A 24,391-nucleotide genomic window follows, 5' to 3' on the forward strand; every position below is an offset into this window, starting at 1 on the left:
CCGGGCCGGTCGGGTCAGCCGCGCATCCGGTGCAGCAGCAGGGCCACGTGCAGCGACGTCCGCGACTCGGCGTCCTCGAGCGGGACGCCGAGCTGCTCCTGCAGGCGCGCCAGCCTCGCATAAAGCGTGGGGCGGCTGAGGTAACCGTCGCGCGCGAGCCGGGCCTTGTTGCCACCGGCCTCCAGGTACCGCTGCAGCAGGTCCAGGGCGTCGCGGTCGTGGGCGACGGCGGCGAGTTCGGCGTCGGCGAAGGCGGCCACGCGCGGATCGTCGCGCAGCAGGGAGAGCACGCCGCGCAACCGGACGTCCGAAGACCGGTAGAACCGTTTGCCGGTGCCGAGCCCGGCCGCGGCCTCGGCCACATGTGCCGCTTCGTCCATCCCCGCGGCAGCGGCCAGCAGCTCCTGCCGGCCGCGGCCAACCCCCACGGTCCAGTCGGGGCTGGTCTGCTCGGTCAACTGGCCGCACAGCCGTTCCAGCACGGGGTCTTCCAGCTGCCTGGCCGGCACCGAGACCAGCAGCCCGATGGAGCCGGCCTGCAGGCTGGCTGCCAGCACCGACACCCGGGCGGCCGCGGCCACACTGTTCAGCAAGTCCAGCAGCGCCCGCTCCCGCCGCTGCAGTTCGATCGGTTCTTCGGCGGCAGGCCGCGCCAGCTGGAACACCACCGGCAGGTAGACCGGAGCGGACGCCAGCCCCAGGGCCGCAGCCCGGGCCAGGGCCTCGGCCTCTTCCAGTGCGCCGGGCCGGCGGAGTTCGTGCAGCAGGCCGGAGCGGGCCTGGTGGGCAAGTTCGCGCTGGTCCCGTTCCGCCATGCGGTTGATGGTCAGGGCCTGGCCGGCCCGTTCCAGCACCATGGCGGCGTCGGCGTCGGCGGTTTCGGCAGTCCCGTCCGCCCGCCCGCCGGCCAACGGTTCGCCCGCCACCGGCACCACGAGGCGGCCCCAGCGCTGGCCGCGCAGTCCCACCGGCGCCTGCAGCCAGCCTGCCGAGCCGGCACGGGCCGTCTCCTCGCGATAGTGCACCAGGCGCGAGCGTTCGGCCCAGCCGTCGAGCAGTTCCGAAGCAGGCATGCCGGCCGGGGCGAAAGCGAGCACCAGATGGGCCACGTCTTCCAGCACCACGGGAGCATTGATCAGTTCGGCGGCCCGGGCCACAATCTCCTCCGGCGGGGCGTTCTCCAGGCTGAGCATGGTGAAAACCTCGTGCACCTGGCGCGATCGCTCCAGCTGCGCCAGCTGTCCGGCCACCAGCATGCGGTGCACCACCTCGGTGACCTCCACAAACCGGATGCGGCGGGTCACCAGGATGACCGGCAGGCCGGCGGTGCGGCCGGCCTCGCGCAGTGCGGCGGCGGCCCGGGGCCTCTGGGCGGTGATTTCGACGATGACGGCGGCGGCCCCTGCCGCTGCCAGCTCGGCGAGGTAGCGGGTGGCTTCGGCGGCGGAGTCCTCGAACGCCAGGCCGGTGGTCAGGACCAGCTCGCCGCCCTCCAGGAGGCCGGCAAGGCTCCGCAACTCGGCCACGTGGACCCAGCGGACGGGCGAGGCCAAGGCGTCGGCGCCCGAGAGGACCTCGGGTTCGCCGGCCCGCACCACCTCGAGGTCGAGTACGTCCCGCACGCTCAGCTGCATTGACACAGTGTAAGCCCCAACGCGTATCTTCCGACAGAGTGTCAGTGGCACGGGCGGACGGGGCACCCGAGGATAGGGGAAGACCCATCGCACGTGTCCCCGTTCACCTCCTGGCCGGGGGCCAAGTGCGGGCAACAACTCGAAACAAGGAGAACCATGCAGACCATCCAGCACTGGATCCAGGGGACCTACATGGCCCCGCAGCCCGACAGCCGACTCGGCGACGTGAGCAACCCGGCCACCGGCAAAGTCTCCGCCCGCGTCGCCCTCGCCAGCACCGCCGTCGTCGATCAAGCGGTGCAGGCGGCGGCGGCAGCGTTCCCGGCCTGGCGCGACACGTCGCTGGCCCGCCGCATGCAGATCCTGTTCAACTTCCGCGAGCTGCTGAACGCGCGCAAGGGCGAACTGGCCGCCATCATCACCGCCGAACACGGCAAGGTGCTGGACGACGCGCTCGGCGAGGTGTCGCGCGGGCAGGAGGTTGTGGAATTCGCCTGCGGCATCCCGCACCTGCTGAAGGGCGGCTACACCGAGAACGCCTCCACCAAAGTGGACGTGCACTCGATCCGGCAGCCGGTGGGGCCGGCCGCAATCATCTCCCCCTTCAACTTCCCCGCGATGGTACCCATGTGGTTCTTCCCGGTGGCGATCGCCAGCGGCAACACCGTGGTCCTGAAGCCCAGCGAAAAGGACCCCACGGCCGCCAACTGGATGGCCGAGCTGTGGAAGGAAGCCGGGCTGCCCGACGGCGTCTTCAACGTGGTGCACGGCGACAAGGAAGCCGTGGACGCCCTGCTGGAGCACCCCGAGATCAAGTCCGTTTCCTTCGTCGGATCGACGCCGATCGCCCGCTACGTGTATGAGCGCGGCACGGCCTCCGGCAAGCGAGTGCAGGCGCTGGGCGGGGCCAAGAACCACATGCTGGTGCTCCCCGATGCCGACCTGGACCTGGCCGCCGATGCCGCGGTCAACGCCGGCTACGGCGCGGCCGGAGAGCGCTGCATGGCGATCTCCGCGGTGGTGGCAGTGGAATCCGTCGCGGACGAACTGGTGGCCAAGATCGCCGAGCGGACCGCAAAGCTGCGCGTGGGCGACGGCCTGCGCGGCACGGACATGGGCCCCCTGATCACGGCGGCTCACCGGGACAAGGTGGCCGGCTACATCACGGCAGGCGTTGAAGCAGGCGCCGAACTGGTGTTGGACGGGCGCAGCGTGGAGCCGGATGCGGAGGGCGACGGCTTCTTCCTGGCCCCGACGCTGTTCGACCGGGTGACGCCGGAGATGTCCATCTACACGGATGAGATCTTTGGACCGGTCCTGTCGGTGGTGCGGGTGCCGGGCTACGACGAAGGGCTGGCGCTGATCAACGAGAATCAGTACGGCAACGGCACGGCGATTTTCACCAACGACGGCGGTGCCGCCCGCCGCTTCGAGAACGAGGTGCAGGTGGGTATGGTGGGGATCAATGTGCCGATCCCGGTGCCCATGGCGTACTACTCGTTCGGCGGCTGGAAGAACTCGCTGTTCGGTGACAGCCATGCGCATGGTTCCGAGGGCGTGCACTTCTTCACCCGCGGCAAGGTTGTGACCTCGCGCTGGCTGGACCCGAGCCACGGCGGCATCAACCTCGGCTTCCCGCAGAACATCTAAAGGAGAGAGCCATGACCACCACCACAGGCACACCGTTGAGTTCGGCGGAACTGGAAGCCGGCCGCCGCGCCTATCAGCTGGACCGGCAGCATGTGTTCCATTCCTGGTCCGCCCAGGAACAGATCACCCCCATGGTTGTCACCCGGGCGGAGGGGTCCTGGGTCTGGGACGGCGAGGGCAACCGGCTGCTGGACTTCTCCTCGCAGCTGGTCAACACCAATATCGGCCACCAGCATCCCAAGGTGGTCGCGGCCATCCAGGAGCAGGCCGGGCTGCTGTGCACCGTGGCACCCCAGCATGCAAACGCCGCCCGGTCCGAGGCCGCGCGCCTGATCGCCGAGCTGACCCCCGGGGACCTGAACCGGGTCTTCTTCACGAACGGCGGCGCGGACGCCGTGGAGCACGCGGTCCGGATGGCCCGGCTCCACACCGGCCGCTACAAGGTGCTTTCCGCCTACCGCTCCTACCACGGCGGGACGGCGCTGGCGGTCAACATCACCGGCGACCCGCGGCGGGTGGCGAACGACTACGGCAACGCCGGCACGGTCCACTTCCACGCACCCTTCCTGTACCGCAGCCAGTTCCACTCCGCCGACGAGGCGCAGGAATGCCAGCGCGCGCTGGAACACCTGGAAACCACGATCCAGTTGGAGGGAGCGGCCAACATCGCCGCCATCGTGCTGGAATCGATCCCGGGCACCGCGGGCATTATGGTGCCCCCGCCCGGCTACCTCAAGGGTGTCCGCGAGCTGGCGACCAAATACGGGATCGTGTTCATCGCCGACGAGGTGATGGCCGGGTTCGGCCGTGCCGGCAAGTGGTTCGCCATCGACCACGCCGGCGTGGTGCCGGACCTGCTCACCTTCGCCAAGGGCGTGAACTCGGGCTACGTGCCGCTGGGCGGCGTGGCGATCTCCGAGGAGATCTACGCGACCTTCGCCCAACGCGCCTACCCCGGCGGGCTGACCTATTCCGGGCATCCGCTGGCCTGCGCCGCGGCGGTGGCCACGATCAACGCGATGCGGGACGAGAAGATGGTCGAGCATGCGGCGGAGCTGGGCACCACGGTGTTCGGCCCGGGGCTTGCCGAGCTGGCGGCCAAGCACCCGTCGGTCGGCGAGGTCCGCGGCGTCGGGGCCTTCTGGGCGCTGGAACTGGTGCGCGATCGGGCCACGCGCGAGCCGCTGGCGCCGTACGGTTCCTCCAGCCCGGAGATGAACGAGCTGATCGCGGCCTGCAAGTCCCGCGGGCTGCTGCCGTTCGCCAACTTCAACCGGATCCATGTGGTGCCGCCGCTGAACATCAGTGCGGAGGATGCACGCACCGGCCTGGCCATCCTGGACGAGGTGCTGGAGCTGGCGGACACGCACGCGGCGGGCTGAGCGGGCGCGGCGGGCGCGCCCGAACCGGGAGCGTTCGCCGCGGGCCTGGCGCGCGCGGGCGAGCCGGTGCTAGGCGCGTTCGCCGCGGGCCTGCGGTCCGCTCCCGGCATCCTGCGGATACGTTCCGCGACCGCTGTCTTGGTAGGTTGTTCACTTACCGCATGAAGCTACCGCAGGAGAGCCAGGAGCATGGGCATGCATTGGGATCGGTTGGATGAGCAACTGCGCCCGCAGGTGGAAGCCAGCACGGCGCAGTACGAGCGGGTTCGCCCGGCGTTGGAAACGGTCACCTCGCAGCTGCAGTCGGACATCCGCAACATCTTTCGCACCGCCGAACTCACGCCGCTGTTCGTCACGGCCCGGACCAAGAGCGTGGAGTCTTTCCGCGACAAGGCGTCGCGGATGCTCCAGCCGGCCGAACCCGGCGGCGCCCCGGCGCTGGAATTCCCTGATCCGCTGCGCGAAATCCAGGATCTGGTGGGCGTGCGGGTGATCGTCAGCCTGCCGCACCAGATCCGGCAGGCCGCCGCGTTGATCAAGCGCCAGCGCAGCGACTTCGACTGCCGTGCCGACCGGGAGAAGGATATCGGCTCGATCGAGTCAGGCACCTATGGGTACGCCAGCCGACACCTGATCCTGCGCACGCTGCAGAACAACGCGGTGAAGGCGTACCAGCAGGCCCTGGGCGAACCTGCCCGCGCCACCGGCAGCTACCTCTTCGAAGTACAAATCCGTACGATCCTTTCGCACGCCTGGTCGGAATTGGAGCACGATATCCGCTTCAAGTCCGCTGACCCGCGTGCCTGGAGCCCCTATTTCGACCGCCAGTTCACGGCCACGGCCGCCATGCTGGAAGCGGTCGAGTCGGCCTTCGCCGAACTCCACGATCGCTACGAAACCGTCACCGGCTACTGGGACGAAGAGGGCGAAGGCGCCGCGCCGCTGACCCCCCGCCGGGTCCGCGAGGTCTGGCAGACCCTGCTGCCGCATGTGGACCGCAAGTCCGACGACGACTGGGGCTGGGCGGCGGAGCTGCTGGCGGCGCACGGCCTGAAAACCACGACCGAGCTGGCGGCCCTGCTGAATCCGGAAACCATCACGGATGTCCGCGCCGCCCTGGAACACCGCTACTCCCCCGGACCGGACCGCCTGCTGGACGATCTGCTGCTGTGGCGCTTCGGCCGCCGCCACATCGAGCTCACCGCCGGCGAGGACGAGCACCGGCGCGAGTCGCTGCAGCGCCGGTTCCGGCAGCTGGAGACCTACCGCCAGGGCATGTAGGCGGCCGCCCGACAGGTCGCTTGCCCGTTCACCCGGCCGGCGCTGCGGGGCTCAGGCGGCCGGCGCTGCGGGGCTCACGCGGCCGGCGCTGTGGGGCTCACCGGGGTGAAGGCGAAGCGGTCCCGTCCAACCAGCAGCCCGATGGCCGCCTGCGCCACGGCAATCAGGCACAGCAGCGCCAGGGAGGTTTCCCAAGCCCCGGTGGCGGCGAAGAGCCCGCCGAAAATCGGCGGACCGGCGGCGGCCAACAGGTAGCCGATCGACTGGGCCATCCCGGAGAGGGCGCCGGCTTCGCGGTGGGTGCGGGTGCGCAAGCCGAAGAGCGAGAGCGCGGTGACCAGGGAACTGCCGCAGCCGAAGCCCGCCACCAGCACCCAGAACAGCATGACCTGCGGCATCAGCATCATGCCCAGGCCGCCTGCCACCACCAGCAGGGGCGGCAGCGAGGCGGCCAGGCGCTGGGTCGGCCCGCGCAGGGCAACGGGGGTCAGCAGGCTGGATACCACGCCGATCAGCTGGAACAACATGAGGTCCCAGCCGGAGGCCAGGTCCCCGCGGCCGTGAAAACGTTCCAGGGTGGGCAGCCACGTGATGAGAATGTAGAAGGTCATCGACTGCAAGCCCATGTACACCGTCACATGCCAGGCGAGGCCGGACTTCCACACCGAACCGCGCACCAGCGCCGGGGCCGCGGCGGCGGCACGGGCCCGCTCTTCGGCCGCGGTGCCGCCGCGCAGGCGGGGAAGCCACAGCAGCACGGCCGGCACCGCCAGCACCACGAACGCCGCCAGGGCGAAGCGCCAGCCGGCCGGTCCGCCGCCCACCGGAAGGAGCGCCAGCGGCACCGCCAGGCCGGCGCCGAGGGAGGCGCAGCCGCCCAGCACCGCCGAATAGGCGCCGGTCAGCGAGGCCATCCGTTCCGGGAAGTCCCGCTTGAGCAGCGCGGGCAGCATCACGTTGCAGACGGCGATGGCCGCACCGACCAGGAAGGTGCCGATCCACAAATTCGCGATGGCGCCCGGAACCGGCCGCAGGAACGTCCCGGCCACCAACAGCATCAGGGCCCCGAAAACCGTGCGCTCGACGCCGAACTTCTCGCTCAACCCGTGCGCCAGCGGGGACACCGCGCCGAAGGCCAGCAGCGGGATCGCGGCGAGCACGCCCAGGGCGGTGGTGCCCAGTCCCGTGTCCGCGCCGATCTGGTCCAGCAGCGGGCCCACGCTGGTCAGCACCGGGCGCAGGTTGGCTGCCACCAGCAGGATGCCGGCGACCAGCAGCCCGGCGGACAACGACTGGCTGGTCCCGCGGGTCTTCACCGCCCCACCCCTTCCGCGTTAGGCAATCTCCGGAAACCTTATGCGACGGGACAGGCAAAGGGGCACCCTTGGCACTGCTCACGCTGCGCGGAGCGTGGCCCCTCGCCGTCGTCCTGGGGATCGGCGGCCGCGGGCTATTTGGCGGCTGCGGCGTCAGCCGCGTCAGCGGCCTCGGCGAGCATGGGCAGGAAGGTATCCAGCGCCCACGGCAGGCTCAGCGGCGACGCGGCGGAAATGGACAGGGTCAGCGTATTGTCCGAGTCCGCCACCAGCGCGCCGTCCTTAATCGCCGGGATCTGGCCCAGCAGCGGGTCCTTGGTGATTTGCCGGGCGGTCTTGTCGTCCGGCACCCAGGTCACGAACACATCGGATTCCAGTTCGTTGGCCTTCTCGGCCGACCAGGGAATGAAGAACTCGTCGGAGCCGGCGGTGGCCTCGGTGACAACATCCGCCTGGACCATGCCGATGCTGGTGAGGAACTTGGGCCGGTTGTCGTTGGCGGTGTAGACGTTCACGCCGTCGCCCTTGGCCGGTTCCAGGTTGCCGTAAATAAAGCTCTTGCCAGCCAGCTGCGGGTACTCCGCGGCCTTGGCCACGATCGTCTGCTCGGTGTCGGCCACCAGATCCTCGGCAGCCGCACTGCGCCCGAGCGCCTGACCGATCAGCCGGGTGGAGTCCTGCCAGTCCGTGCCGTAGGGAGTCTCCGGGTAAGCGACGACCGGGGCAATCTTGCTGAGCGTGTCGTAGTCCTCCTGGGTTAACCCGGAGTAGGCGGCAAGGATGACGTCCGGGGCCAGCTCGGCAATCTCGTCAAAGGCGATGCCGTCCGCCTCGGAATACAGGGTGGGCGCATTCTCGCTGCCGATCGCGGCGCCCAGCTCCTCCAGCTTGGCGTCCCGCCACGGGGTGGACCCGTTCTCGTTTCCGCCCCAGTCTTCCTTGGGCATGCCGACCGGAACCACGCCCAGCGCCAGCGACACATCGGAATTAACCCAGGACACGGTGGCCACGCGTTCGGGCTGCTCCTCGATCACCGTCTCGCCGAAGGCGTGTTCCACCGTCACCGGGAACTGGTCCGACGCCGCGGCCGACGGGCCGCCCTCGGAACCTCCGCCCGCGGGACCGGTGGAACAGGCGGTCAGGGACATCAGGACGACGGCGGCGGCGGCAGCCAATCCGCGCATGCGTGAAAGGGCCAACTCGGGCCTCCTCGGATCAAGGAACGGGAACAAAAGTAAGGGTAGCCTACGCTCACGCGGATTAAGCAACTACTTCGTTGCGTATTTCGACGCCGGAGCTCCCGGGCTGCCGGCAAGGGGACCGGCGCCGTCACGTACCGGGGAACCGGGCCAAAACCGTTGACAAAGGGACCCGGCCACTGTGTCATAAGTGAAACCCATTCATTTCCGGCATCCGCCGGGTCAGAGGAGCGGCCATGGCGGCGGACTGGATCTTTCACTCCGGCAGGATCTTCGATGGACGCCGCCTGCTGCCCGGAACCCCGGCGGTTGCTGTCACGGGCGGGGTAATCACCGCCATCGGAACGGACGCCGAAGCCCGGGCGGCGGCGGGACCCCAGGCCACCGTCGTGGACCTGCGCGGCCGACTGCTGGCGCCCGGCTTCACGGACGCCCACGTCCATGCCGTGATGGGTGGGATGGAACGGTTGGGCTGCGACCTGTCCCTGTGCGCCGGGGCCGACGAGGTGCTGGCCCGGATAGCCGCGTGCGCCTCCTCCACCGACGGGGGGTGGATCACCGGCGGCGGCTGGCACAAGGCGGATTTCCCGGGCGGCTATCCGACCCGGCAGGCGCTGGATGCGGTGGTCCCGGACCGCCCCGTCTATCTAGTCAACGCGGACCACCACAGTGCCTGGGTCAACAGCCGTGCGCTCGAGTTGGCCGGCATCGATGCCGCCACCCCCGACCCGACAGACGGCCTGCTGGAGCGCGACGCCTCCGGAAACCCGGCCGGGACCCTGCACGAAGGTGCCATGGACCTGGTCAACCGGGTCATCCCGCGGGCGACGGTCGAGGACATGCGGGCCGGCTTGCTGGAGGCCCAGCGCTACCTCCACTCGGTAGGCGTCACCGGATGGCAGGAAGCGATCCTGGGCGACTACGCCGGCTATCCGGAGGCCAGCGCCACGTACCGGGCCTTGTTGGATGAGGGCCTGCTGACCGGCCGCGCCGCCGGAGCCCTTTGGGTGCCGCGGAGCACCAGCCTGGCCACGGTCCCCGCCTTGGTCGCGGACTTCATCGCCCGCCGGGAGCAGAACGCGGCGGCCGGTTTCCGCACCACCAGCGCCAAGATCATGGTGGACGGGGTGCCGGAGAACCGGACCGCCGCCATGTTGGAGCCGTACCTGCAGCCCTGCGCCTGTGCCGGCGCTGCGGGACACGAAGGCGCTCCCGCCCCGGGCAACGCGGCGGACGGTCCGTCGGCGGGCCGCGGGCTGACCTATCTTCCCGAGGACGTTCTGGTGGCAGTGGTGACGGCGCTGGATGCCGCCGGATTCGACCTGCATCTGCATGTGATCGGCGACCGTGCCGTGCGGGAGGGACTGGACGCTGTGGAGCGTGCCCGGCGCGCGAACGGCCCCGGCGCCGGCCGGCACCACATGGCGCATCTGCAGATCATCCACCCGGCCGACGTCGCCCGTTTCGGCGAACTCGACGTCACCGCGAACCTGCAGGCGCTCTGGGCCTGCAACGATGCCCAGATGCGCGAGCTGACCGTGCCGCTGATCGGCGAGGAACGGGCCGGCTGGCAGTACCCGTTCGCCTCCCTGGCCGCCTCCGGCGCCCGGCTCGCGATGGGCTCGGACTGGCCGGTGTCCAGCCCGGATCCTTGGCAGGCCATCCACGTGGCGGTGAACCGCCGACACCCGGACGACGGCTCCGACGGGCCGCTGCTTCCGGGCGAGGCGCTGTCCCTGGAGGCCGCGCTGGCCGCCTATACCTCCGGCTCGGCGTGGCTGAACCGCCAGGACGACGCCGGCCGCATTCTTCCCGAAGCGCCGGCCGACCTGGCCGTGCTGACCCTCGACCCGTTCAGCCTGCCCCCGGAGGAACTGCATACCGTCGGCACCGATATGACCCTCGTGGCGGGCCAACCGGTCTTCGAACGGCAGGGGGCACCGGCATGAAAACGTTCTACGACCGAGCCGAAGAGCAGATCCCGGCCGCACGCCTCGACGCCGCCCTGGCCGGGGCGTCCCCGACGCCGTTCTGGCTGGATGATCCCTCGCGCCCCGCACCGCTGCCGTCCTTGCGCGGCACGGTAACGGCGGATCTGGCGGTGGTCGGCGGCGGCTACACGGGCTTGTGGACCGCGCTGCTGGCCAAGGAGCGCGACCCGGACCGCTCGGTGGTGCTCCTGGAGGGCAACCGCATCGGCTGGGCCGCGTCCGGCCGCAACGGCGGCTTCTGCGAGGCCAGCCTGACCCACGGGAGCGCGAACGGGCAAAGACACCTCCCCGGCGAAAACGAACTGCTGGACAAGCTGGGTTTGCAGAACCTGGACGAGATCGAAGAGACCCTGGTGCGGTACGGGATCGACGCCGGCTTTGAACGCACCGGCACCCTGTCCGTGGCCACCGAAGAGCACCACGTCGGCTGGCTTGCCGAGGAGGCCGCCGAGGACCCCGCGCTTGAGTTCCTGGACCAGGCCGCCGTCCAACAGCAGGTGGCCTCCCCCGCCTACCGGGCAGGGTTGCGGGACCGGCGGGGAACGGCGATGGTGCACCCCGCGAAACTCGCCTGGGGCCTGCGCGACGCCTGCCTGCGCGCCGGCGTCGAGATTTATGAACACACGCCGGCACGCTCCCTGTCCCGGCGGGCGGGGTCCATCCTGCTGCGTACCGACGCCGGCTCCGTGGCCGCCGGACGCGTCGCGCTGGCGACCAATGCCTTCCCATCGCTGCTGGCGCGCACCCGGCTGCATACCGTCCCGGTGTACGACTACGCGTTGATGACGGAACCGCTGACCGGCGGGCAACGGGAATCGCTGGGCTGGTCCGAGCGGTTCGGCATCGCCGACAACGACAACCGGTTCCATTACTACCGGCTGACCACCGACGCCGACGGGCAGGACCGGATGCTGTTCGGCGGCTACGACGCCGTCTACCACTACGGCAGGTCGCTCCGGCACGGCTACGACCACCGCCCGGAAACGTACCGCCGCCTCGCCGCCCACTTCGCCGCCACCTTCCCGCAACTGGCCGACGTGCGCTTCAGCCACGCCTGGGGCGGTGCCATCGATACCTGCAGCCGCTTCTTCTCCTTCTTCGACACCGCCTACGCGGGCCGGGTGGCCTATTGCGCCGGCTTTACCGGCCTGGGCGTGGGAGCGTCGCGCTTCGGCGCCAACGTGATGCTGGACCTGCTGTCGGGCCGGCCGACCGAACGGACGGAGCTGGAGCTGGTGCGGCGGAAGCCGCTGCCGTTCCCGCCCGAGCCGCTCGCCTGGCTCGGCATCAAACTCACCACCGCTGCCCTGATCCGCGCCGACCGCAACCGGGGACGACGCGGCCCCTGGTTGAAAGCCATGGACGCCGCCGGCATGGGCTTCGACTCGTAAAGGAGACAAGGATGCACCAGTACATCAACGGCGGACTTCGCGAGGGCCGCGGAGAACGCGCCACGCGCGTGAACCCGGCCACCGGCGAGGCCGCGGAGGCCATCGCCTATGCCTCCGGGGCCGACGTGGACGACGCCGTGGCGGCGGCCAAGACCGCCTTCCCGGCCTGGGCCGGCGCGACGCCCGCGGAACGTTCCGAGGCCCTGCTGAAGCTGGCGGCCGAACTGGACCGCAGGGCCGCGGAACTGGCGGCGGTGGAGACCGCGCAGACCGGCAAGAGCATCCGCCTGGCCACCGGATTCGACGTCCCCGGGACGGTCGACAACGCGGCGTTCTTCGCGGGCGCGGCGCGCCAGTTGCAGGGAGTGGCGGCCGGTGAATACGGCACCGGCGGCACCTCGATGATCCGGCGCGAGCCGATCGGCGTGGTGGGTTCCGTGGCGCCGTGGAACTACCCGCTGCAAATGGCCGCGTGGAAGATCCTCCCGGCGATCGCCGCCGGCAACACCATTGTGCTCAAGCCCTCCGAGCTCACACCGGGCACCAGCCTGATCTTCGCCGAAGCCGCCGCCGCGGCCGGAATACCGGACGGCGTGGTCAACATCGTCACCGGCACCGGCCGGGAAGCGGGCGAGGCCCTGGTGACCCACCCGGATGTGGCCATGACGTCCTTCACCGGCTCCACCGCCGTCGGACGCCGCATCATGGCGCTGGCCGCGGCTCGGGGGAACCGCGTGCACCTGGAGCTGGGCGGCAAGGCACCATTCGTGGTGTTCGACGACGCGGACCTGGAAGCCGCCGCGCACGGGGCGGTGGCCGGCTGCACCATCAACGGCGGCCAGGACTGCACCGCCGCCACCCGGGCGTACATCCAGCGGCCGCTGTTCGACGCTTTCACCGCACGGGTCGCCGAGCTGATGGAACTGGTGGTGGTGGGCGACCCGACCGACGACGCCACCGACATGGGCTCCCTGATCAGCCGCGCGCACCGGGACAAGGTGGCTGGCTTCGTGGACCGCGCGCGGGACGCGGGGGCGAAGATCCTGGCCGGCGGCGCGGCTCCCGGCGCCGACCTGGCGGACGGCGCCTACTACCGGCCCACGCTGGTCACCGGCATCGGGCAGGACGCGGAAATCGTCCGCGAGGAGGTCTTCGGTCCGGTGCTGACCGCGATTCCGTTCGACACCGACGGCGAGGGCCTCGCACTGGCCAATGACACCCAGTACGGGCTGGCCGCCTCCGCGTGGACCAGCAGCCTGGCCCGTTCGCTGCGCGCATCGGCCGAGATCCAGGCCGGCTGCGTCTGGATCAACGACCACATCCCGATCGTCTCCGAAATGCCGCACGGCGGGTACAAGGCATCCGGTTTCGGCAAGGACATGTCCGCCTATTCGCTGGAGGACTACACAAACATCAAACACGTGAGCATGGGCAGCGACCCGGCCGCGCACAAAGAATGGCAGGACACGGTGTTCCGTTACCGCGGCTGACCGGCACCCGGCGGCACGTCGTTGCGGAGGCACGTCGTGCTGCCGCTGCCCGGAGGAAGCCGGAACAGAAGCGCGGAGCTCACCTTAACGCGCGCCGGAACGTCTGCACGGGAGAGAATGAAAGCGGACGAAGGAGCGCCATGACCCGCGTGCACACCCTCATCGACACCCCGCTCGGGGAACTGACGGCCGTCGCCGAGGACGGGTCGCTGACCGCGCTCTACTTCCCGGGCCACAAGCGGCTGCCGGCTGCCGACACGTTCGGCGAGCGCACCGCCGTCGGCTGCGAAGCAGTCTTTGCAGCAGCCTCTGCGCAACTGGACGAGTACTTTGCCGGCGGGCGCCGGGAGTTCGACCTGCCCCTGGCGCCGAAGGGCGACCCCTTCAAGCTGAAGGTGTGGGCGCTGCTGCGGCACATCCCCTACGGCCAGACCCGCTCGTACGGCCAGCTCGCGGCCGAGCTGGGCGACCCGCATCTGGCCCAGGCCGTCGGCCATGCCAACGGCCAGAATTCGCTGTCGATCGTGGTGCCGTGCCACCGGGTGGTCGGAGCGGACGGATCACTGGTGGGTTATGCCGGAGGGCTGGAACGGAAACGCTTCCTGCTGGAGCTGGAAGAGCCGGCGGATAAGAAAGCGGGCAGGCTTTTCTGATGCCCGCCTCACGGAATGCGCCCGGCGAGCGTCTACAAGGTGTGCAGATGAAACCCTTCGAGCAACTGGTCAGCGACCACGGCCCCACGGTGCTGCGCGTCTGCCGGGTGGTGCTGGGCCCCGGGCCGGACGCCGAGGATGCCTGGTCAGAGACCTTCCTGTCCGCGCTCAGGGCCTATCCGGGGCTGCCGGCCGCCGCGAACCACGAGGCCTGGCTGGTCACCATCGCCCACCGCAAGGCCATCGACGTGGTCCGGCGGCGGGAGCGCGCTCCGGTGCCGGCAGGGTATCTGCCCGAGTCTCCGTCGACGTTGGGCATCCCCGGGAATGACGACGACGAACTGCACCAGGCCGTCGCTGCCCTGCCCCTGAGGCAGCGCGAAGCCGTCGCGCTGCATTACCTGGCCGGGTTGCCGTACGCCGAAGCCGCCGCACTGACCGGCTCCACCACCGGAGCCGTCCGCCGCGCGGCCGCCGACGGCATCGCCAAGCTGCGGGCAGCGTACCGCGGCGGCCGGGAGCAGGACGCGGGAGCGGCCGCACACCACGCGAGTGAAGGAGTTCTGCGATGACCGACGCACAATCGGCGGCCCGGGACGGCGTGCCCGGACCCGGGCTCGACGTGCTGACCCGCCTGGATCCGGCGCTGCTGGAGCGGCTGCACACCAGGCTGGAACATGAGGCCGCCGCCGATGGCGCCCTCGACCTGGCCTACGCTACCGCCGACACGCCGCTGGGGCAGCTGCTGCTGGCCGCCACGGAGGAAGGATTGGTCCGCGTGGCCTTCGAGGGCGAAAACCACGATGCCGTGCTGGCCGGCCTGGCAGCCAGCGTCAGCCCCCGGATCCTGCATGCTCCGGCCCGACTTCAGGCCGCCGCCCGGCAACTGGACGAGTACTTCGCGGGCCGGCGGCGCTCCTTCGACCTCCGGCTGGACCGCCGGCTGTCCAAGGGATTCCGGGCGGAAGTGCTCAGGCACTTGCCCGAGATCCCCTACGGCCGGACCGAAAGCTACGCGCAGGTGGCCGCCGCCGTCGGAAATCCCAAGGCGGTGCGCGCGGTGGGCAGCGCCTGCGCCACCAACCCGCTGCCCGTCGTCGTGCCCTGCCACCGCGTGCTGCGCTCGGACGGCGCCTTCGGCGGCTACCTCGGCGGGCCGGAGGCCAAGGCCTACCTGCTGGGACTGGAGGCAGCGGCGTGAGCACCCTGTTCGAGGACGCTCCGGCCGGCCCGCGCGAGATCGCGCCGGGCGCGGTGCATGTGCCCGGCTGGCTGACCGTGGAACAGCAGCGGGAACTGGTCCGGGCCTGCCGGGAGTTCGGCCGCGGACCGGTCCCCTACCGTGCCGCCAAGCTGCCGGGCGGCCACGAAATGAGCGTGCGGACGCTGTGCCTGGGCTGGCACTGGGCGCCGTACAAATACACCCGCACCGCCGACGACGTGAACGGCGCGCGCGTGCTGGAGTTTCCCGGCTGGCTGGCCGAGTGGGGCCGTCGGGCGCTGGCCGACGCATCGGGGGATCCGGCCGCGGCGCAAGGCTACGAGCCGGACACGGCCCTGATCAACTTCTACGACGACACAGCGAAGATGGGCATGCACCAGGACAAGGACGAACAGGCGGACTTCCCGGTGGTTTCGCTCAGCGTGGGCGACGACTGCTTGTTCCGCTTCGGCAACACCGAAACGCGGACCAAGCCGTACACGGACGTCCGGTTGCGCTCCGGCGACCTGTTCGTCTTCGGCGGACCGGCCCGGTTTGCCTACCACGGCGTGCCCAGGATCTACCCGGGCACGGCCGATCCCGCCTGCGGGCTGACCGGCGGCCGGCTGAATCTGACCATGCGGGTGACCGGCCTGACCTGAGGGTTCGCGGTCTTCCACAGCATGTGGGGGCGGGCCTGCGGGCTGTGCCGCGGTAGGAGAGAATCGAATCATGGAGACAACCGCTTCCGGCGTAGTCCTCTGCGAGGACGGCCTGGCCCGGCCCACGTGGGCGGCGACGGATCCGCTGCTGCGCGAGTATTACGACACCGAATGGGGCATGCCCGTCCGGGGCGAGCAAGGCGTCTATGAGCGCATCACGTTGGAGGGCTTCCAGGCCGGGCTCTCCTGGGCCACGATCCTGCGCAAACGTCCCGCCTTCCGGCAAGCGTTCCATGATTTCCACGTGGATACCGTCGCCGCGTTCACCGAAGACGATGTCGAGGCGCTGATGCAGGACGCCGGAATCGTGCGGAACCGGGCCAAAATCCGCGCCGCCATCACCAACGCGAACGCCACCATCGACCTGCGCGCAGAAGGCGGCCTGAGCGACTTCGTCTGGTCGTTCCAGCCGAAGGAGACGCCCGCGCCGCGGCACATCCAGGACGTGCCCACCACATCGCCGGAGTCCGTCGCGCTGTCCAAGGCCCTGCGCAAGCGCGGCTTTGCCTTCGTCGGCCCCACCACCATGTTCGCCCTGATGGAAGCCATCGGCATGATCGACACCCACTTGGTGGACAGCCACCGCCGCGGCTCCTCCGGCGTCTGGAACTGACACCGGCTTTCACAATCACTTCACGCATCCGCCGCACCGTGGGATGCGTGCCACAATGATGTGCACCCGCTGCCTTCGGGGGAACCGGACGTGCATGTTCGACCTGGAGCCGGCACCGCAGGAGTTATCCGGTAAGGAGAGCACGTTGACGATTCTTGTTGCCTTCGCCCCGCGTCCCGAGGGCCGTGCGGCCCTGAGCAAGGGCATTCAAATGGCCACGCAGAACAATGAGAAGCTGGTGGTCGTCAACGCCAGTCCGGGCGGGGCGCAGAAGGACGAGTCGTTCTCGGACGCCCACGACGCGGCCTGGGTGCAGCAGGAACTGTACAATTCCGGCCTGCAGGCAGAGTTCAAGCAGTATGTCCGCGGCAAGGACGCCGTGGACGAGATCGTGGAACTGGTTGACGAGCTCTCGGTCTCGCTGCTGGTCATCGGCCTGCGCCGGCGCTCCCCGGTGGGCAAGCTGATCATGGGCAGCACCGCCCAGGAGATCCTGCTGACCGTCGACTGTCCGGTCCTGGCGGTCAAGGCCCGCTGACCCATGCAGGCCGGCCTGCCGCTGCTTCCGCCGTTCGACTCCCCGGCCGCGCTGGCTGCCCTGGCCGCCCATGCGGTACCCGGCCTGGAAACCGTCGACGTGGCCGCGGGCACCTGCACCCGCCTGTTCAACACCGGCACCGGGCCGGTGCCGGTCACGGCCACCCTGTCGCCCGACGCCGTCGAGTTGGACGTCGGCAGCGACTCCCCCGCCGCCCTGAGGGAGATTACGACGGCGGTGCGCGGCTGGCTCGACCTGGACCTGGAACCGGAGCGGGTGGCGGCGGCCTTGGGCACCGACCCGGTGCTCGGGCCCCTGCTCGCCGACCGCCCCGGGCTGCGGATCCTTGGGTACCCGGACGGCTTCGAAGGTGCCGTCTCCACCGTGATCGGCCAGCAGGTCTCGCTCGCCGCGGCCCGCACTTTCACGGCCCGGCTGGTCGCTGCCTTCGGCCCGCGGACCGGCACCGGCCTGGCGCTCTTCCCCACTCCGGAGGCCCTGGCCGCCGCCGGCCCCGACGCCCTCCGCGAAGCCGTCGGCCTGACCGGCGCCCGCGCCCGGACCGTCCAGGTCCTGGCCGAAGCCTGCGCGGACGGGCTGGACCTCTCTCCGGATACGGACCACGCAGACACCCGCCGCCGCCTGCTGGCGCTGCCCGGCATCGGCCCGTGGACGGTCGAATACCTCGCCATGCGGGCGCTGCACGACAGCGATGCCTATCCCGACGGCGATCTGGTGCTGCGGCGGGCCCTCGGAGTGAAAACCGCGGCCGAGGCCCGCGCGCTCGGCCGGCCCTGGTCGCCGATGCGGGCCTACGCCGTCTTCCATCTCTGGACCGCCTCGGCGTACCTGCCTTAGCAAAGCCCTGCACCGGCGGCCCGTGCAGGGGCGAAAGCGGCGATTCCTTCCGGCCGCTTCGGCTCCGGGGCGTGCACCCTCATCCCCGGGCCGTAGAGCCTGCCTGCTCGATGCGTTCCAACAGCTCCGCCGGCAAACGGACCTGCGGCGCCTTGAGGTTGGAGCGCAGGTGTTCCGGTTTCACGGTGCCGATCACCGCACTGGAGACCCCTGGATGGCTGAGCACGAAGGCCAGGGCGATCTCGCTCGCGGAGAGGCCGTCGACGTCGTTGATGAACCGGTATTTCCGGCCTTGCACAAACTTGTGCCGGTGGTTCTTCAGCGCCCGCAACAGGTACCAGACGTCGCTGGGGCCGGTGATCTTGAAGATGTCGCGCGAGTAGAGGGTCTGGGCCAGCGGTGACTTGAGCTTGACGCCCACTCCGGCTTCCTGAGCCTCGGAGATCACCGGCGCCAGGGACCGGTCCACGATGTTGTATTCCAGCATGAGGGCGTCGAAAATGCCCAGCTTCAGCGCCTTCGCTGCCCCGCCTCGGCCGGTGGAGACGCCGAGCGCCCCGACCTTCCCCTGTTCCTTCAGCTTCAACACGGTGTCGATCGCGGGACCGGCCGGACGGGGGAAACCATGGAAGTGCAGCAAGGGCAGGTGGTCCAGCTGGAGCCGCCGCAGGCTGCCGTGCACGCTCCTTTCGATGGCCCGGGCCGAGTAATCCTTCACATTCCGGTTGTTGATCCAGTGGGATCCGACTTTTGTGGAGATCACGAGATTTTCGGTGCGGCCCTTGAGGAGCCGGCCCAGCCGCTCTTCGGCGTTGCCGCGGCTGTAATTCGGGCCGGTGTCGAAGGCGGTGATGCCGCCGTCGAGCGCCTGGCCGATCAGATGCGCCGCCTGCCGTTCGGGGAAAGCCTTCATGCCCCAGTACCCGCCGGCCCCAAAACTCAGTTCCGAGACGTGCAATCCCGACCGTCCGAGTGCGCGCTTTTTCACCATGTGCCTTCCTGCAACTACAAATCTAACCATTCACCAAGCTACCCGAGGCGGCTCGCCGGCCCTGCCCCGGACCGGTCGGGCCAGGCAGGTCAGCGCACGACGCCGGCGCGGTTGCCGTAGGCGCGGAGGGCGACGGCCAGCCCCGAGCACAGCAGGTATCCGGCGCCCACCAGCAGCCAGCCGGTATCGAAGCTGCCGGTGGCCTCGAGCAACAGGCCCATGAGCAGCGGACCGGCGGCGAAACCGGCATACATCCCCATCGAGACAATCCCGGAGGCTGCTCCGACCCGTTCGGCCGGAACCACGCGCATCACCCCGGCGATCACCACCACGTTGGTGCCCAACACGGTGGCCCCGTGCAGGACGACGCCCACCCAGAGCAACGCCGGGATTCCGAGCGACCCCGCGGCCAGGAACGCCCCCGCTCCGCCGAGCGCCCCGATGCCGAGCAGGATGAGCAGCGTGGAGGCCCGCACGCCCTTGGCCATGCGCCGCCCCCACAGCACCCGGGAGGTCACCCCGACGACGCCGGAGACGCCGGCTGCCACGCCGCCCATGACCAGGCTGAAGTCCAGTTCCCGGACCGTGAACAGCGGCAGATAGACGTTGGTGGCCTGCATGCCCAGGCCGGACAGCAGTGCGTAGCCGGCGAACAGCCAGACCGAGAGCGGGAACCGGGCCGGCGCGCCGGCGCCCTCGGTTTGCTTCGTGCGGCCCGGCGGGGCGGTCGGGGCGCTTGCGCCAGGTGCGGCCGGGGCATCGGCCGCCGGGGTGGCGGAAGGCGCCGCGTGGGCGCGAGGCCCCTTCGCCGCCGTCGTTTCGGTGCCCCGTTCCGGGAGTTGGCGCAGGCCGTAGAGCAGCAGCCCGACGGCGACGACGGCCGCCAGGGCAGTGGCGCCTTGCCAGCCGGCCCAGAGCGCGGCGACGGGGAAGAACAAGCCCGAGAACAGCTGGCTGCCCTGAACGCCGGACTGCTTGACCCCGATCCAGCCCGGGCGCTTGGGCGCCGGAACCTGGGTCATGATGATCCGGTTCGTGGTCGGGTTGGAAATGGCCTGCGCGGGGCCGGCCAGCAGCGCGGCAATCACCAGGACCAGATAGTGGTGGGACAGCGCGGCGACCACCAGGGCCACCGCCGTGCCGGCGAAGATCAGGATCAGCTGGGCGCGGCTGGAAATCCAGTCGCTGAGTTTGCCCAGCCACATGCTGGAGACCGCGGCGCTGGCGAAAATGGCCGTGGCCAGCAGGCCGAATTGGCCCTCGCTGATGCCCAGGTCGTCAATGACCAGCGGGCTGACGGTGCTCAGGCCGTAGTTCAGCAGCGGGCCGACGCCCATGGCGCAGGTCAGGACGAAAAGCAGTGCGCCACTGGGGTGTTTGGACATACTGCTCTCCTCGCTGCCCGGGTCGGGCTCCGTCCAGCAGGCTACTCCCCGCGCCGAACTTCCGGCGGCAGGCTTCGCAGCAGAAGGGTCTCCCGCCGTAACAATGGAGAGTTGGCTCACGTTTGACGGCGCCGGCTGGACTCGGCCGCCCTCGTGGTGCCAGGACGGACGCGGGAGGGCGCGGGCAGGGGGCTTCCGCACCGCCGGCGGGCAGTCGCGGAGCCACCGGCGGCGACCCGGCACCAACTCAGCCGGCAGCCCGGGCCAGCGCCCTGCTGGCGGCCTGCCCCACACCCTGTCTTCTTGCGCGGGGCCCGCCTGCTTGCCCGGGGCCCGCCTGCTTGCCCGGGGCCCGCCTGCTTGCCCGGGGGCCTACGTCCGGCCCTTCTGCGTGCCGGCGTGTGCCTCCACGAAGGCGCGGCGCGGGTGCTGGGTCGCGCCCATCGATGTGATGTCCCGGCCGCCGAACACCAGCGGGCTCCAGCCTGCCAGCAGGCGCCACTTATGGATCCAGGTGGGCAGCGCCAAGGCGTGGTAGCCCATGGCGGCGTACCAGGCGGGCTTGCCCTTTAGCTCGTAGCCGAAGATCTTCGCGGCGCCCCGGCCGACGCCGTAGGTCGCGACCGTGCCCAGCGATTTGTGCCGGTACTCGGCCGGCGGCCGGCCTTGCACGGCGTTGACCACGTTTTGGGCGAGCAGCTTGGCCTGGCGGACCGCATGCTGGGCGTTCGGCGGGCAGTAGGCCGGCTGCTTCTCCGCTTCCAGATCGGGTACCTGGGCACAGTCGCCGGCGGCCCATGCGCCGTGCACTACCTGGCCGGCATCGTCGATGACCTGCAGCCGGGCGTTGGCGTTCACGTGTCCCTTCGGGCCGCGCGGCACGTTCGTGTCGTCCAGCACCGGGTTGGGCTTCATGCCGGCCGTCCAGATGATGAGACCGGCCGGGATGCGCTCGCCGGTACTGAGCTCGGCCACCGAGTCCTCGCAGGACGGCATGGTGGTGTTCAGCCGCACGTCGATGCCGCGCTGGCGCAGTTGGTCCAGGGTCCACTCCGAGAGATTCGGCCCGACCTCGGGGGCCACCCGGTCCAGCGCCTCGACCAGCACCCAGCGCAGCTGCGAACGGTCCAGCTCCGGATGCGCGTCCACGGCGAGCTTGGACAGGTCGCTCAACTCGGTCAGGGCCTCGACGCCGGTATAGCCGCCGCCGACCACCACGAACGTGAGTGCCTTGGCCCGTTCCTCCGGGTCGCTCGTGCCGGCGGCCAGCGCCACGTTGTCGAGCACCTTGTCACGGCAGTAGATGGCCTCTTCCACGGTCTTGAACCCGATGCCGTGCTGCTCCAGCCCAGGCGTGGGGAAGGTCCTGGTGACCGCACCGACGGCGAAGACCACATGGTCGTAGGCCACCGAAGATTGGTCGCCGCCGAGCTCGAGCAGCCGGGCGTTCTTCGCCTGGACGTCCAGTGAAACCAGCTTGCCGCGGACGATGTCCACCTTCTTCAGCGCGCTGCGGAGGTTGACCGTGACGATCCGCGGTTCGATTTCTCCGCCGCCCACCTCCGGCAGCAGCGGCTGGTACGTCATGTAGGAGTTGGGCTCAACCACCGTGATCCGTGCCGACGACGGTCCCAGCCGCTTGCGGATTCCCCAGGCAGTATAGAGGCCGACGTAGCCGCCGCCCAGGATGAGTATGTGGGGCGTCGCTGAATTGGTCATGGTCCAGGTTTCCTCCCTGTTTGTCGACAGTGATTCGGTGGTCCTGGTGCATCCTTCGCCGGCAGGTGCGGGGCCGGCCTGCGGCCAGACTAGCACCGCCCCAGACGCAGCTGAACCCTCGGTCGGGCCCCGCTTCCGGCAGGGCCGCATTCGCCGGCCCGCTCCCCCGGCGTGCCCTGCGCGCCGGGCGCACGCGGCTGCCTACAATGTGCTCAGGTGCCCCTATTCGTGGGGCTGTCGTTGGGGAGTAGGAAGCGTGGAGGCGGCTAAGCACACCGTGCGCGGGCGGTCGCTCCGCACCTACCGCCGGGCCCGCGCCACGCTCTGCGGCGTCATGGTTTTCTGGCTCTGGCTGCTGCTGGGAGCCGCGGCCTTCGTGACCGGCCTGTTTGATTCCCCCGCCAAGGTTTTCCTGGCCATGTATGCCGGCGCCGTTGCCGTGTTGGTCTCCATCCCGGTCGCCTTGCTCGCGGCCATCCTGATGGTGCTCAACCGGCCCGAGGCGGGTGGCCGGCGCCGGGCTGCCGAACGGCTTTCGGCCGCGGCACGCGCCGCCGGCCCGGCGATCTCCGCCCTGCCATGGGCGGAGGCCGCGGGTCGTGCCAAGGAGTTGGGCGGCAAGATTGCTCCCGCTTCGCGCAGGATTGGCGCTGCCGCCAAGTCCGGTACGGGGCGGCTGCGCGCCGGTGCCGGACAGTGGCGCGGCGTCGCGGGCCACCGGCCGGGGACACCGCGTGCGCCGCAGCCCGCACCTACCCGGCCGCAGCCCGCCGAACGCCCGTCCGCCGACCTGCTCGGTGCCCGAAAGCCGGTCGTCCCGCGCCGGCCGCCGATGCCCCCGCGGCGTCCCGCGGGCCCGCCGGCCGTGCGCCCGTCAGGACAGGACCTGGAGGACGTGGCCTCCTAGCACTCCACGACGTTGACGGCGAGGCCGCCGGTGGCGGTTTCCTTGTACTTGTCGCTCATGTCGCGGCCGGTCTCGCGCATCGTGATGATGACCTCGTCCAGCGACACCCGGTGCGTGCCGTCCCCCATCAGCGCCATCTTGGCCGCGTTCACGGCCTTGGCGGCACCGATGGCGTTCCGTTCGATGCACGGGATCTGCACCAGCCCGCCGATCGGATCGCAGGTGAGCCCCAGGTTGTGCTCCATCGCGATTTCGGCCGCGTTTTCCACCTGGGCCGGAGTTCCGCCGAGGATTTCGGCCAGTCCCGCGGCAGCCATCGACGAGGCTGAGCCGACTTCGCCCTGGCAGCCGACCTCGGCGCCGGAGATGGAAGCCTGCTCCTTGTAAAGGACCCCGATGGCACCGGCGGTCAACAGGAACTTCACGACCACCTGCTCCTTGTCCTCGCGGCTGGCCTGTTCCATGCCGGGTGCGTAGTGCGTGGCGTAGAACAGCACGGCGGGGATGATGCCGGCGGCCCCGTTGGTGGGCGCGGTGACCACCCGCCCGCCCGAGGCGTTCTCCTCGTTCACCGCCAGCGCCACCAGGTTGACCCATTCCTGCCAGTACTTGTGGTCCCGGTCCGGGTCTTCCTTGCGCAGCCGCTCATGCCAGGCGGGGGCCCGACGGCGGACGTTGAGTCCGCCGGGCAGCTCGCCCTCGCGGCGGATGGCCGAGTCCTTGCACTCCTCCATCACGTTGTAAATGTGCACGAGTCCGGCCTCGATCTCTTCCCGCGGGCGGGAGGCCTCCTCGTTGAGCATCATGATGTCGCTGATGGCCAGGCCGGTGCTGCGGCAGTGCTCCAGCAGCCCCGCCGCCGTGCGGAACGGATAGGGCAGCTGCTGTTTGGAGGACTCCAACTCCTCCCGGGCGGCTTCCTCCTCGCCGCCGCGGACAATGAAGCCGCCGCCCACGGAGAAGAAGGTGGCTTCGTGCAGAATCCGTGCCTCGCCGTCGTCGCTCGATTCCAGCACCTGGAACCTCATGCCGTTGGTGTGCCGGGGCAGCACGGTCAGCGGGTGCAGCACCATGTCCTGCACCCCGTAGTTCAGGGGCCGGGCGGCGGCGCCGGGCAGTTCCGCCCCCAGCCGCAGCCGGCCGGACGCGGCGATGTCTGCCAGCCGCTCCTCCACCTGGTCGGGCAGGATGTGCTCCGGTTCGAAGCCCTCCAGCCCCAGCAGCACGGCGGTGAACGTCCCGTGCCCGCGACCGGTGGCGGCGAGGGAGCCGTACAGGTCCACGCGCAGCCCGTTAACCCTGTCGAGCAGGCCGGCGTCGGCCACCTCCCGCACGAACGCGGAGGCGGCCCGCATCGGGCCGACCGTGTGCGAGCTGGAGGGACCGATGCCTACGGAGAAAAGGTCGAAAACGCCTACGGCCATGTCATCCCTTTCCTGTTTGAGTGGAGAGGTGCGGCGGCGCCGTCCC

Annotated in this window: 21 protein-coding genes; 14 read left to right on the forward strand and 7 right to left on the reverse strand. The window is 70.2% G+C overall.

The genetic code is table 11. The features are described 5' to 3' along the window. Positions 1–14: 14 nt before the first annotated feature. Complete coding sequence (locus AC5RWG_RS08125) at positions 15–1,634, reverse strand: PucR family transcriptional regulator (protein ID WP_494157065.1); 1,620 nt, start codon at positions 1,632–1,634, stop codon at positions 15–17. Between the two features lie 156 nt (positions 1,635–1,790). On the opposite strand from AC5RWG_RS08125, the gene AC5RWG_RS08130 reads away from it, so the two are divergent. The 3 genes from AC5RWG_RS08130 (at position 1,791) to AC5RWG_RS08140 (ending at position 5,947) form a co-directional block, all read left to right on the forward strand. Next, on the forward strand, positions 1,791–3,284 hold the full coding sequence (locus AC5RWG_RS08130) for a CoA-acylating methylmalonate-semialdehyde dehydrogenase (protein ID WP_494166729.1): 1,494 nt from the start codon (positions 1,791–1,793) through the stop codon (positions 3,282–3,284). Between the two features lie 11 nt (positions 3,285–3,295). Further along, on the forward strand, positions 3,296–4,666 hold the full coding sequence (locus AC5RWG_RS08135) for an aspartate aminotransferase family protein (protein ID WP_494166730.1): 1,371 nt from the start codon (positions 3,296–3,298) through the stop codon (positions 4,664–4,666). 189 nt (positions 4,667–4,855) lie between these two features. Next, positions 4,856–5,947 carry a GTP pyrophosphokinase gene (locus AC5RWG_RS08140; protein WP_494012926.1) on the forward strand — a complete coding sequence of 364 codons (1,092 nt, stop codon included), beginning with the start codon at positions 4,856–4,858 and terminating at the stop codon, positions 5,945–5,947. Positions 5,948–6,021: 74 nt separating this feature from the next. Here the strand turns inward: AC5RWG_RS08140 and AC5RWG_RS08145 are convergent, their stop codons facing one another. Continuing rightward, entirely contained in the window at positions 6,022–7,263 is a 1,242-nt protein-coding gene (locus tag AC5RWG_RS08145; RefSeq protein ID WP_494166731.1) for an MFS transporter, read from the reverse strand. 134 nt (positions 7,264–7,397) lie between these two features. Then, positions 7,398–8,447, reverse strand: coding sequence for an iron-siderophore ABC transporter substrate-binding protein (locus AC5RWG_RS08150; protein ID WP_494050086.1), 1,050 nt, complete (start codon positions 8,445–8,447; stop codon positions 7,398–7,400). Between the two features lie 251 nt (positions 8,448–8,698). Here AC5RWG_RS08150 and AC5RWG_RS08155 point away from each other — a divergent pair, with 251 nt between their 5' ends. The 10 genes from AC5RWG_RS08155 to AC5RWG_RS08200 all read left to right on the forward strand — a co-directional run bounded on the left by AC5RWG_RS08155 (position 8,699) and on the right by AC5RWG_RS08200 (position 17,919). Next, entirely contained in the window at positions 8,699–10,411 is a 1,713-nt protein-coding gene (locus tag AC5RWG_RS08155) for an amidohydrolase (RefSeq protein ID WP_494166732.1), read from the forward strand. Further along, positions 10,408–11,844 carry an NAD(P)/FAD-dependent oxidoreductase gene (locus tag AC5RWG_RS08160; protein WP_494166733.1) on the forward strand — a complete coding sequence of 479 codons (1,437 nt, stop codon included), beginning with the start codon at positions 10,408–10,410 and terminating at the stop codon, positions 11,842–11,844. The genes AC5RWG_RS08155 and AC5RWG_RS08160 overlap by 4 nt, the downstream gene beginning before the upstream one ends. A gap of 11 nt (positions 11,845–11,855) precedes the next feature. Beyond that, positions 11,856–13,334 carry a gamma-aminobutyraldehyde dehydrogenase gene (locus AC5RWG_RS08165; RefSeq protein ID WP_494166734.1) on the forward strand — a complete coding sequence of 493 codons (1,479 nt, stop codon included), beginning with the start codon at positions 11,856–11,858 and terminating at the stop codon, positions 13,332–13,334. A gap of 140 nt (positions 13,335–13,474) precedes the next feature. Next, the gene (locus AC5RWG_RS08170) at positions 13,475–13,987 is read left to right on the forward strand and encodes a methylated-DNA--[protein]-cysteine S-methyltransferase (protein ID WP_494166735.1); all 513 of its coding nucleotides are present in this window, start codon (positions 13,475–13,477) and stop codon (positions 13,985–13,987) included. A gap of 47 nt (positions 13,988–14,034) precedes the next feature. Next, positions 14,035–14,559 (forward strand): RNA polymerase sigma factor, encoded by a 525-nt coding sequence (locus tag AC5RWG_RS08175; protein WP_494022303.1) that lies wholly within the window; start codon positions 14,035–14,037, stop codon positions 14,557–14,559. Then, complete coding sequence (locus AC5RWG_RS08180) at positions 14,556–15,188, forward strand: methylated-DNA--[protein]-cysteine S-methyltransferase (protein ID WP_494166736.1); 633 nt, start codon at positions 14,556–14,558, stop codon at positions 15,186–15,188. The genes AC5RWG_RS08175 and AC5RWG_RS08180 overlap by 4 nt, the downstream gene beginning before the upstream one ends. Then, on the forward strand, positions 15,185–15,850 hold the full coding sequence (locus AC5RWG_RS08185) for an alpha-ketoglutarate-dependent dioxygenase AlkB family protein (protein ID WP_494166737.1): 666 nt from the start codon (positions 15,185–15,187) through the stop codon (positions 15,848–15,850). Before AC5RWG_RS08180 ends, AC5RWG_RS08185 begins: the two co-directional genes overlap by 4 nt. A 70-nt stretch (positions 15,851–15,920) precedes the next feature. After that, a complete protein-coding gene (locus AC5RWG_RS08190) occupies positions 15,921–16,523 on the forward strand; it encodes a DNA-3-methyladenine glycosylase I (RefSeq protein ID WP_494073966.1) in 603 nt (200 codons plus the stop codon). A 145-nt stretch (positions 16,524–16,668) separates the two neighbouring features. Continuing rightward, positions 16,669–17,061 carry a universal stress protein gene (locus AC5RWG_RS08195; RefSeq protein WP_494166738.1) on the forward strand — a complete coding sequence of 131 codons (393 nt, stop codon included), beginning with the start codon at positions 16,669–16,671 and terminating at the stop codon, positions 17,059–17,061. Between the two features lie 3 nt (positions 17,062–17,064). Beyond that, complete coding sequence (locus AC5RWG_RS08200; RefSeq protein ID WP_494166739.1) at positions 17,065–17,919, forward strand: DNA-3-methyladenine glycosylase family protein; 855 nt, start codon at positions 17,065–17,067, stop codon at positions 17,917–17,919. Between the two features lie 79 nt (positions 17,920–17,998). Here the strand turns inward: AC5RWG_RS08200 and AC5RWG_RS08205 are convergent, their stop codons facing one another. The 3 genes from AC5RWG_RS08205 to AC5RWG_RS08215 all read right to left on the reverse strand — a co-directional run bounded on the left by AC5RWG_RS08205 (position 17,999) and on the right by AC5RWG_RS08215 (position 22,014). Continuing rightward, positions 17,999–18,910: an aldo/keto reductase gene (locus tag AC5RWG_RS08205; RefSeq protein ID WP_494166740.1), complete on the reverse strand. Its 912-nt coding sequence runs from the start codon at positions 18,908–18,910 to the stop codon at positions 17,999–18,001. An 89-nt stretch (positions 18,911–18,999) separates the two neighbouring features. Beyond that, positions 19,000–20,295: an MFS transporter gene (locus AC5RWG_RS08210; protein ID WP_494166741.1), complete on the reverse strand. Its 1,296-nt coding sequence runs from the start codon at positions 20,293–20,295 to the stop codon at positions 19,000–19,002. Positions 20,296–20,667: 372 nt separating this feature from the next. Further along, positions 20,668–22,014: an NAD(P)/FAD-dependent oxidoreductase gene (locus AC5RWG_RS08215; protein WP_494166742.1), complete on the reverse strand. Its 1,347-nt coding sequence runs from the start codon at positions 22,012–22,014 to the stop codon at positions 20,668–20,670. A 256-nt stretch (positions 22,015–22,270) separates the two neighbouring features. Here AC5RWG_RS08215 and AC5RWG_RS08220 point away from each other — a divergent pair, with 256 nt between their 5' ends. Continuing rightward, complete coding sequence (locus AC5RWG_RS08220; protein ID WP_494012940.1) at positions 22,271–22,921, forward strand: hypothetical protein; 651 nt, start codon at positions 22,271–22,273, stop codon at positions 22,919–22,921. On the opposite strand, the gene AC5RWG_RS08225 is transcribed toward AC5RWG_RS08220, so the two are convergent. Beyond that, complete coding sequence (locus AC5RWG_RS08225; protein WP_494166743.1) at positions 22,918–24,345, reverse strand: L-serine ammonia-lyase; 1,428 nt, start codon at positions 24,343–24,345, stop codon at positions 22,918–22,920. The two genes, AC5RWG_RS08220 and AC5RWG_RS08225, sit on opposite strands and share 4 nt — an antisense overlap. Between the last annotated feature and the right edge of the window lie 46 nt (positions 24,346–24,391).

The organism is Arthrobacter sp. Y3221160 (assembly GCF_059092585.1).

What these genes read in the sequence shown, in the direction of transcription:
- AC5RWG_RS08225 (WP_494166743.1), bottom strand. Translation starts at nt 24,345, where the DNA reads ATGGCCGTAGGCGTTTTCGACCTTTTCTCCGTAGGCATCGGTCCCTCC.
- AC5RWG_RS08150 (WP_494050086.1), bottom strand. Translation starts at nt 8,447, where the DNA reads ATGCGCGGATTGGCTGCCGCCGCCGCCGTCGTCCTGATGTCCCTGACC.
- AC5RWG_RS08160 (WP_494166733.1), top strand. Translation starts at nt 10,408, where the DNA reads ATGAAAACGTTCTACGACCGAGCCGAAGAGCAGATCCCGGCCGCACGC.
- AC5RWG_RS08180 (WP_494166736.1), top strand. Translation starts at nt 14,556, where the DNA reads ATGACCGACGCACAATCGGCGGCCCGGGACGGCGTGCCCGGACCCGGG.
- AC5RWG_RS08125 (WP_494157065.1), bottom strand. Translation starts at nt 1,634, where the DNA reads ATGCAGCTGAGCGTGCGGGACGTACTCGACCTCGAGGTGGTGCGGGCC.
- AC5RWG_RS08130 (WP_494166729.1), top strand. Translation starts at nt 1,791, where the DNA reads ATGCAGACCATCCAGCACTGGATCCAGGGGACCTACATGGCCCCGCAG.
- AC5RWG_RS08200 (WP_494166739.1), top strand. Translation starts at nt 17,065, where the DNA reads ATGCAGGCCGGCCTGCCGCTGCTTCCGCCGTTCGACTCCCCGGCCGCG.
- AC5RWG_RS08155 (WP_494166732.1), top strand. Translation starts at nt 8,699, where the DNA reads ATGGCGGCGGACTGGATCTTTCACTCCGGCAGGATCTTCGATGGACGC.
- AC5RWG_RS08170 (WP_494166735.1), top strand. Translation starts at nt 13,475, where the DNA reads ATGACCCGCGTGCACACCCTCATCGACACCCCGCTCGGGGAACTGACG.
- AC5RWG_RS08210 (WP_494166741.1), bottom strand. Translation starts at nt 20,295, where the DNA reads ATGTCCAAACACCCCAGTGGCGCACTGCTTTTCGTCCTGACCTGCGCC.
- AC5RWG_RS08190 (WP_494073966.1), top strand. Translation starts at nt 15,921, where the DNA reads ATGGAGACAACCGCTTCCGGCGTAGTCCTCTGCGAGGACGGCCTGGCC.
- AC5RWG_RS08205 (WP_494166740.1), bottom strand. Translation starts at nt 18,910, where the DNA reads ATGGTGAAAAAGCGCGCACTCGGACGGTCGGGATTGCACGTCTCGGAA.
- AC5RWG_RS08165 (WP_494166734.1), top strand. Translation starts at nt 11,856, where the DNA reads ATGCACCAGTACATCAACGGCGGACTTCGCGAGGGCCGCGGAGAACGC.
- AC5RWG_RS08135 (WP_494166730.1), top strand. Translation starts at nt 3,296, where the DNA reads ATGACCACCACCACAGGCACACCGTTGAGTTCGGCGGAACTGGAAGCC.
- AC5RWG_RS08175 (WP_494022303.1), top strand. Translation starts at nt 14,035, where the DNA reads ATGAAACCCTTCGAGCAACTGGTCAGCGACCACGGCCCCACGGTGCTG.
- AC5RWG_RS08215 (WP_494166742.1), bottom strand. Translation starts at nt 22,014, where the DNA reads ATGACCAATTCAGCGACGCCCCACATACTCATCCTGGGCGGCGGCTAC.
- AC5RWG_RS08140 (WP_494012926.1), top strand. Translation starts at nt 4,856, where the DNA reads ATGGGCATGCATTGGGATCGGTTGGATGAGCAACTGCGCCCGCAGGTG.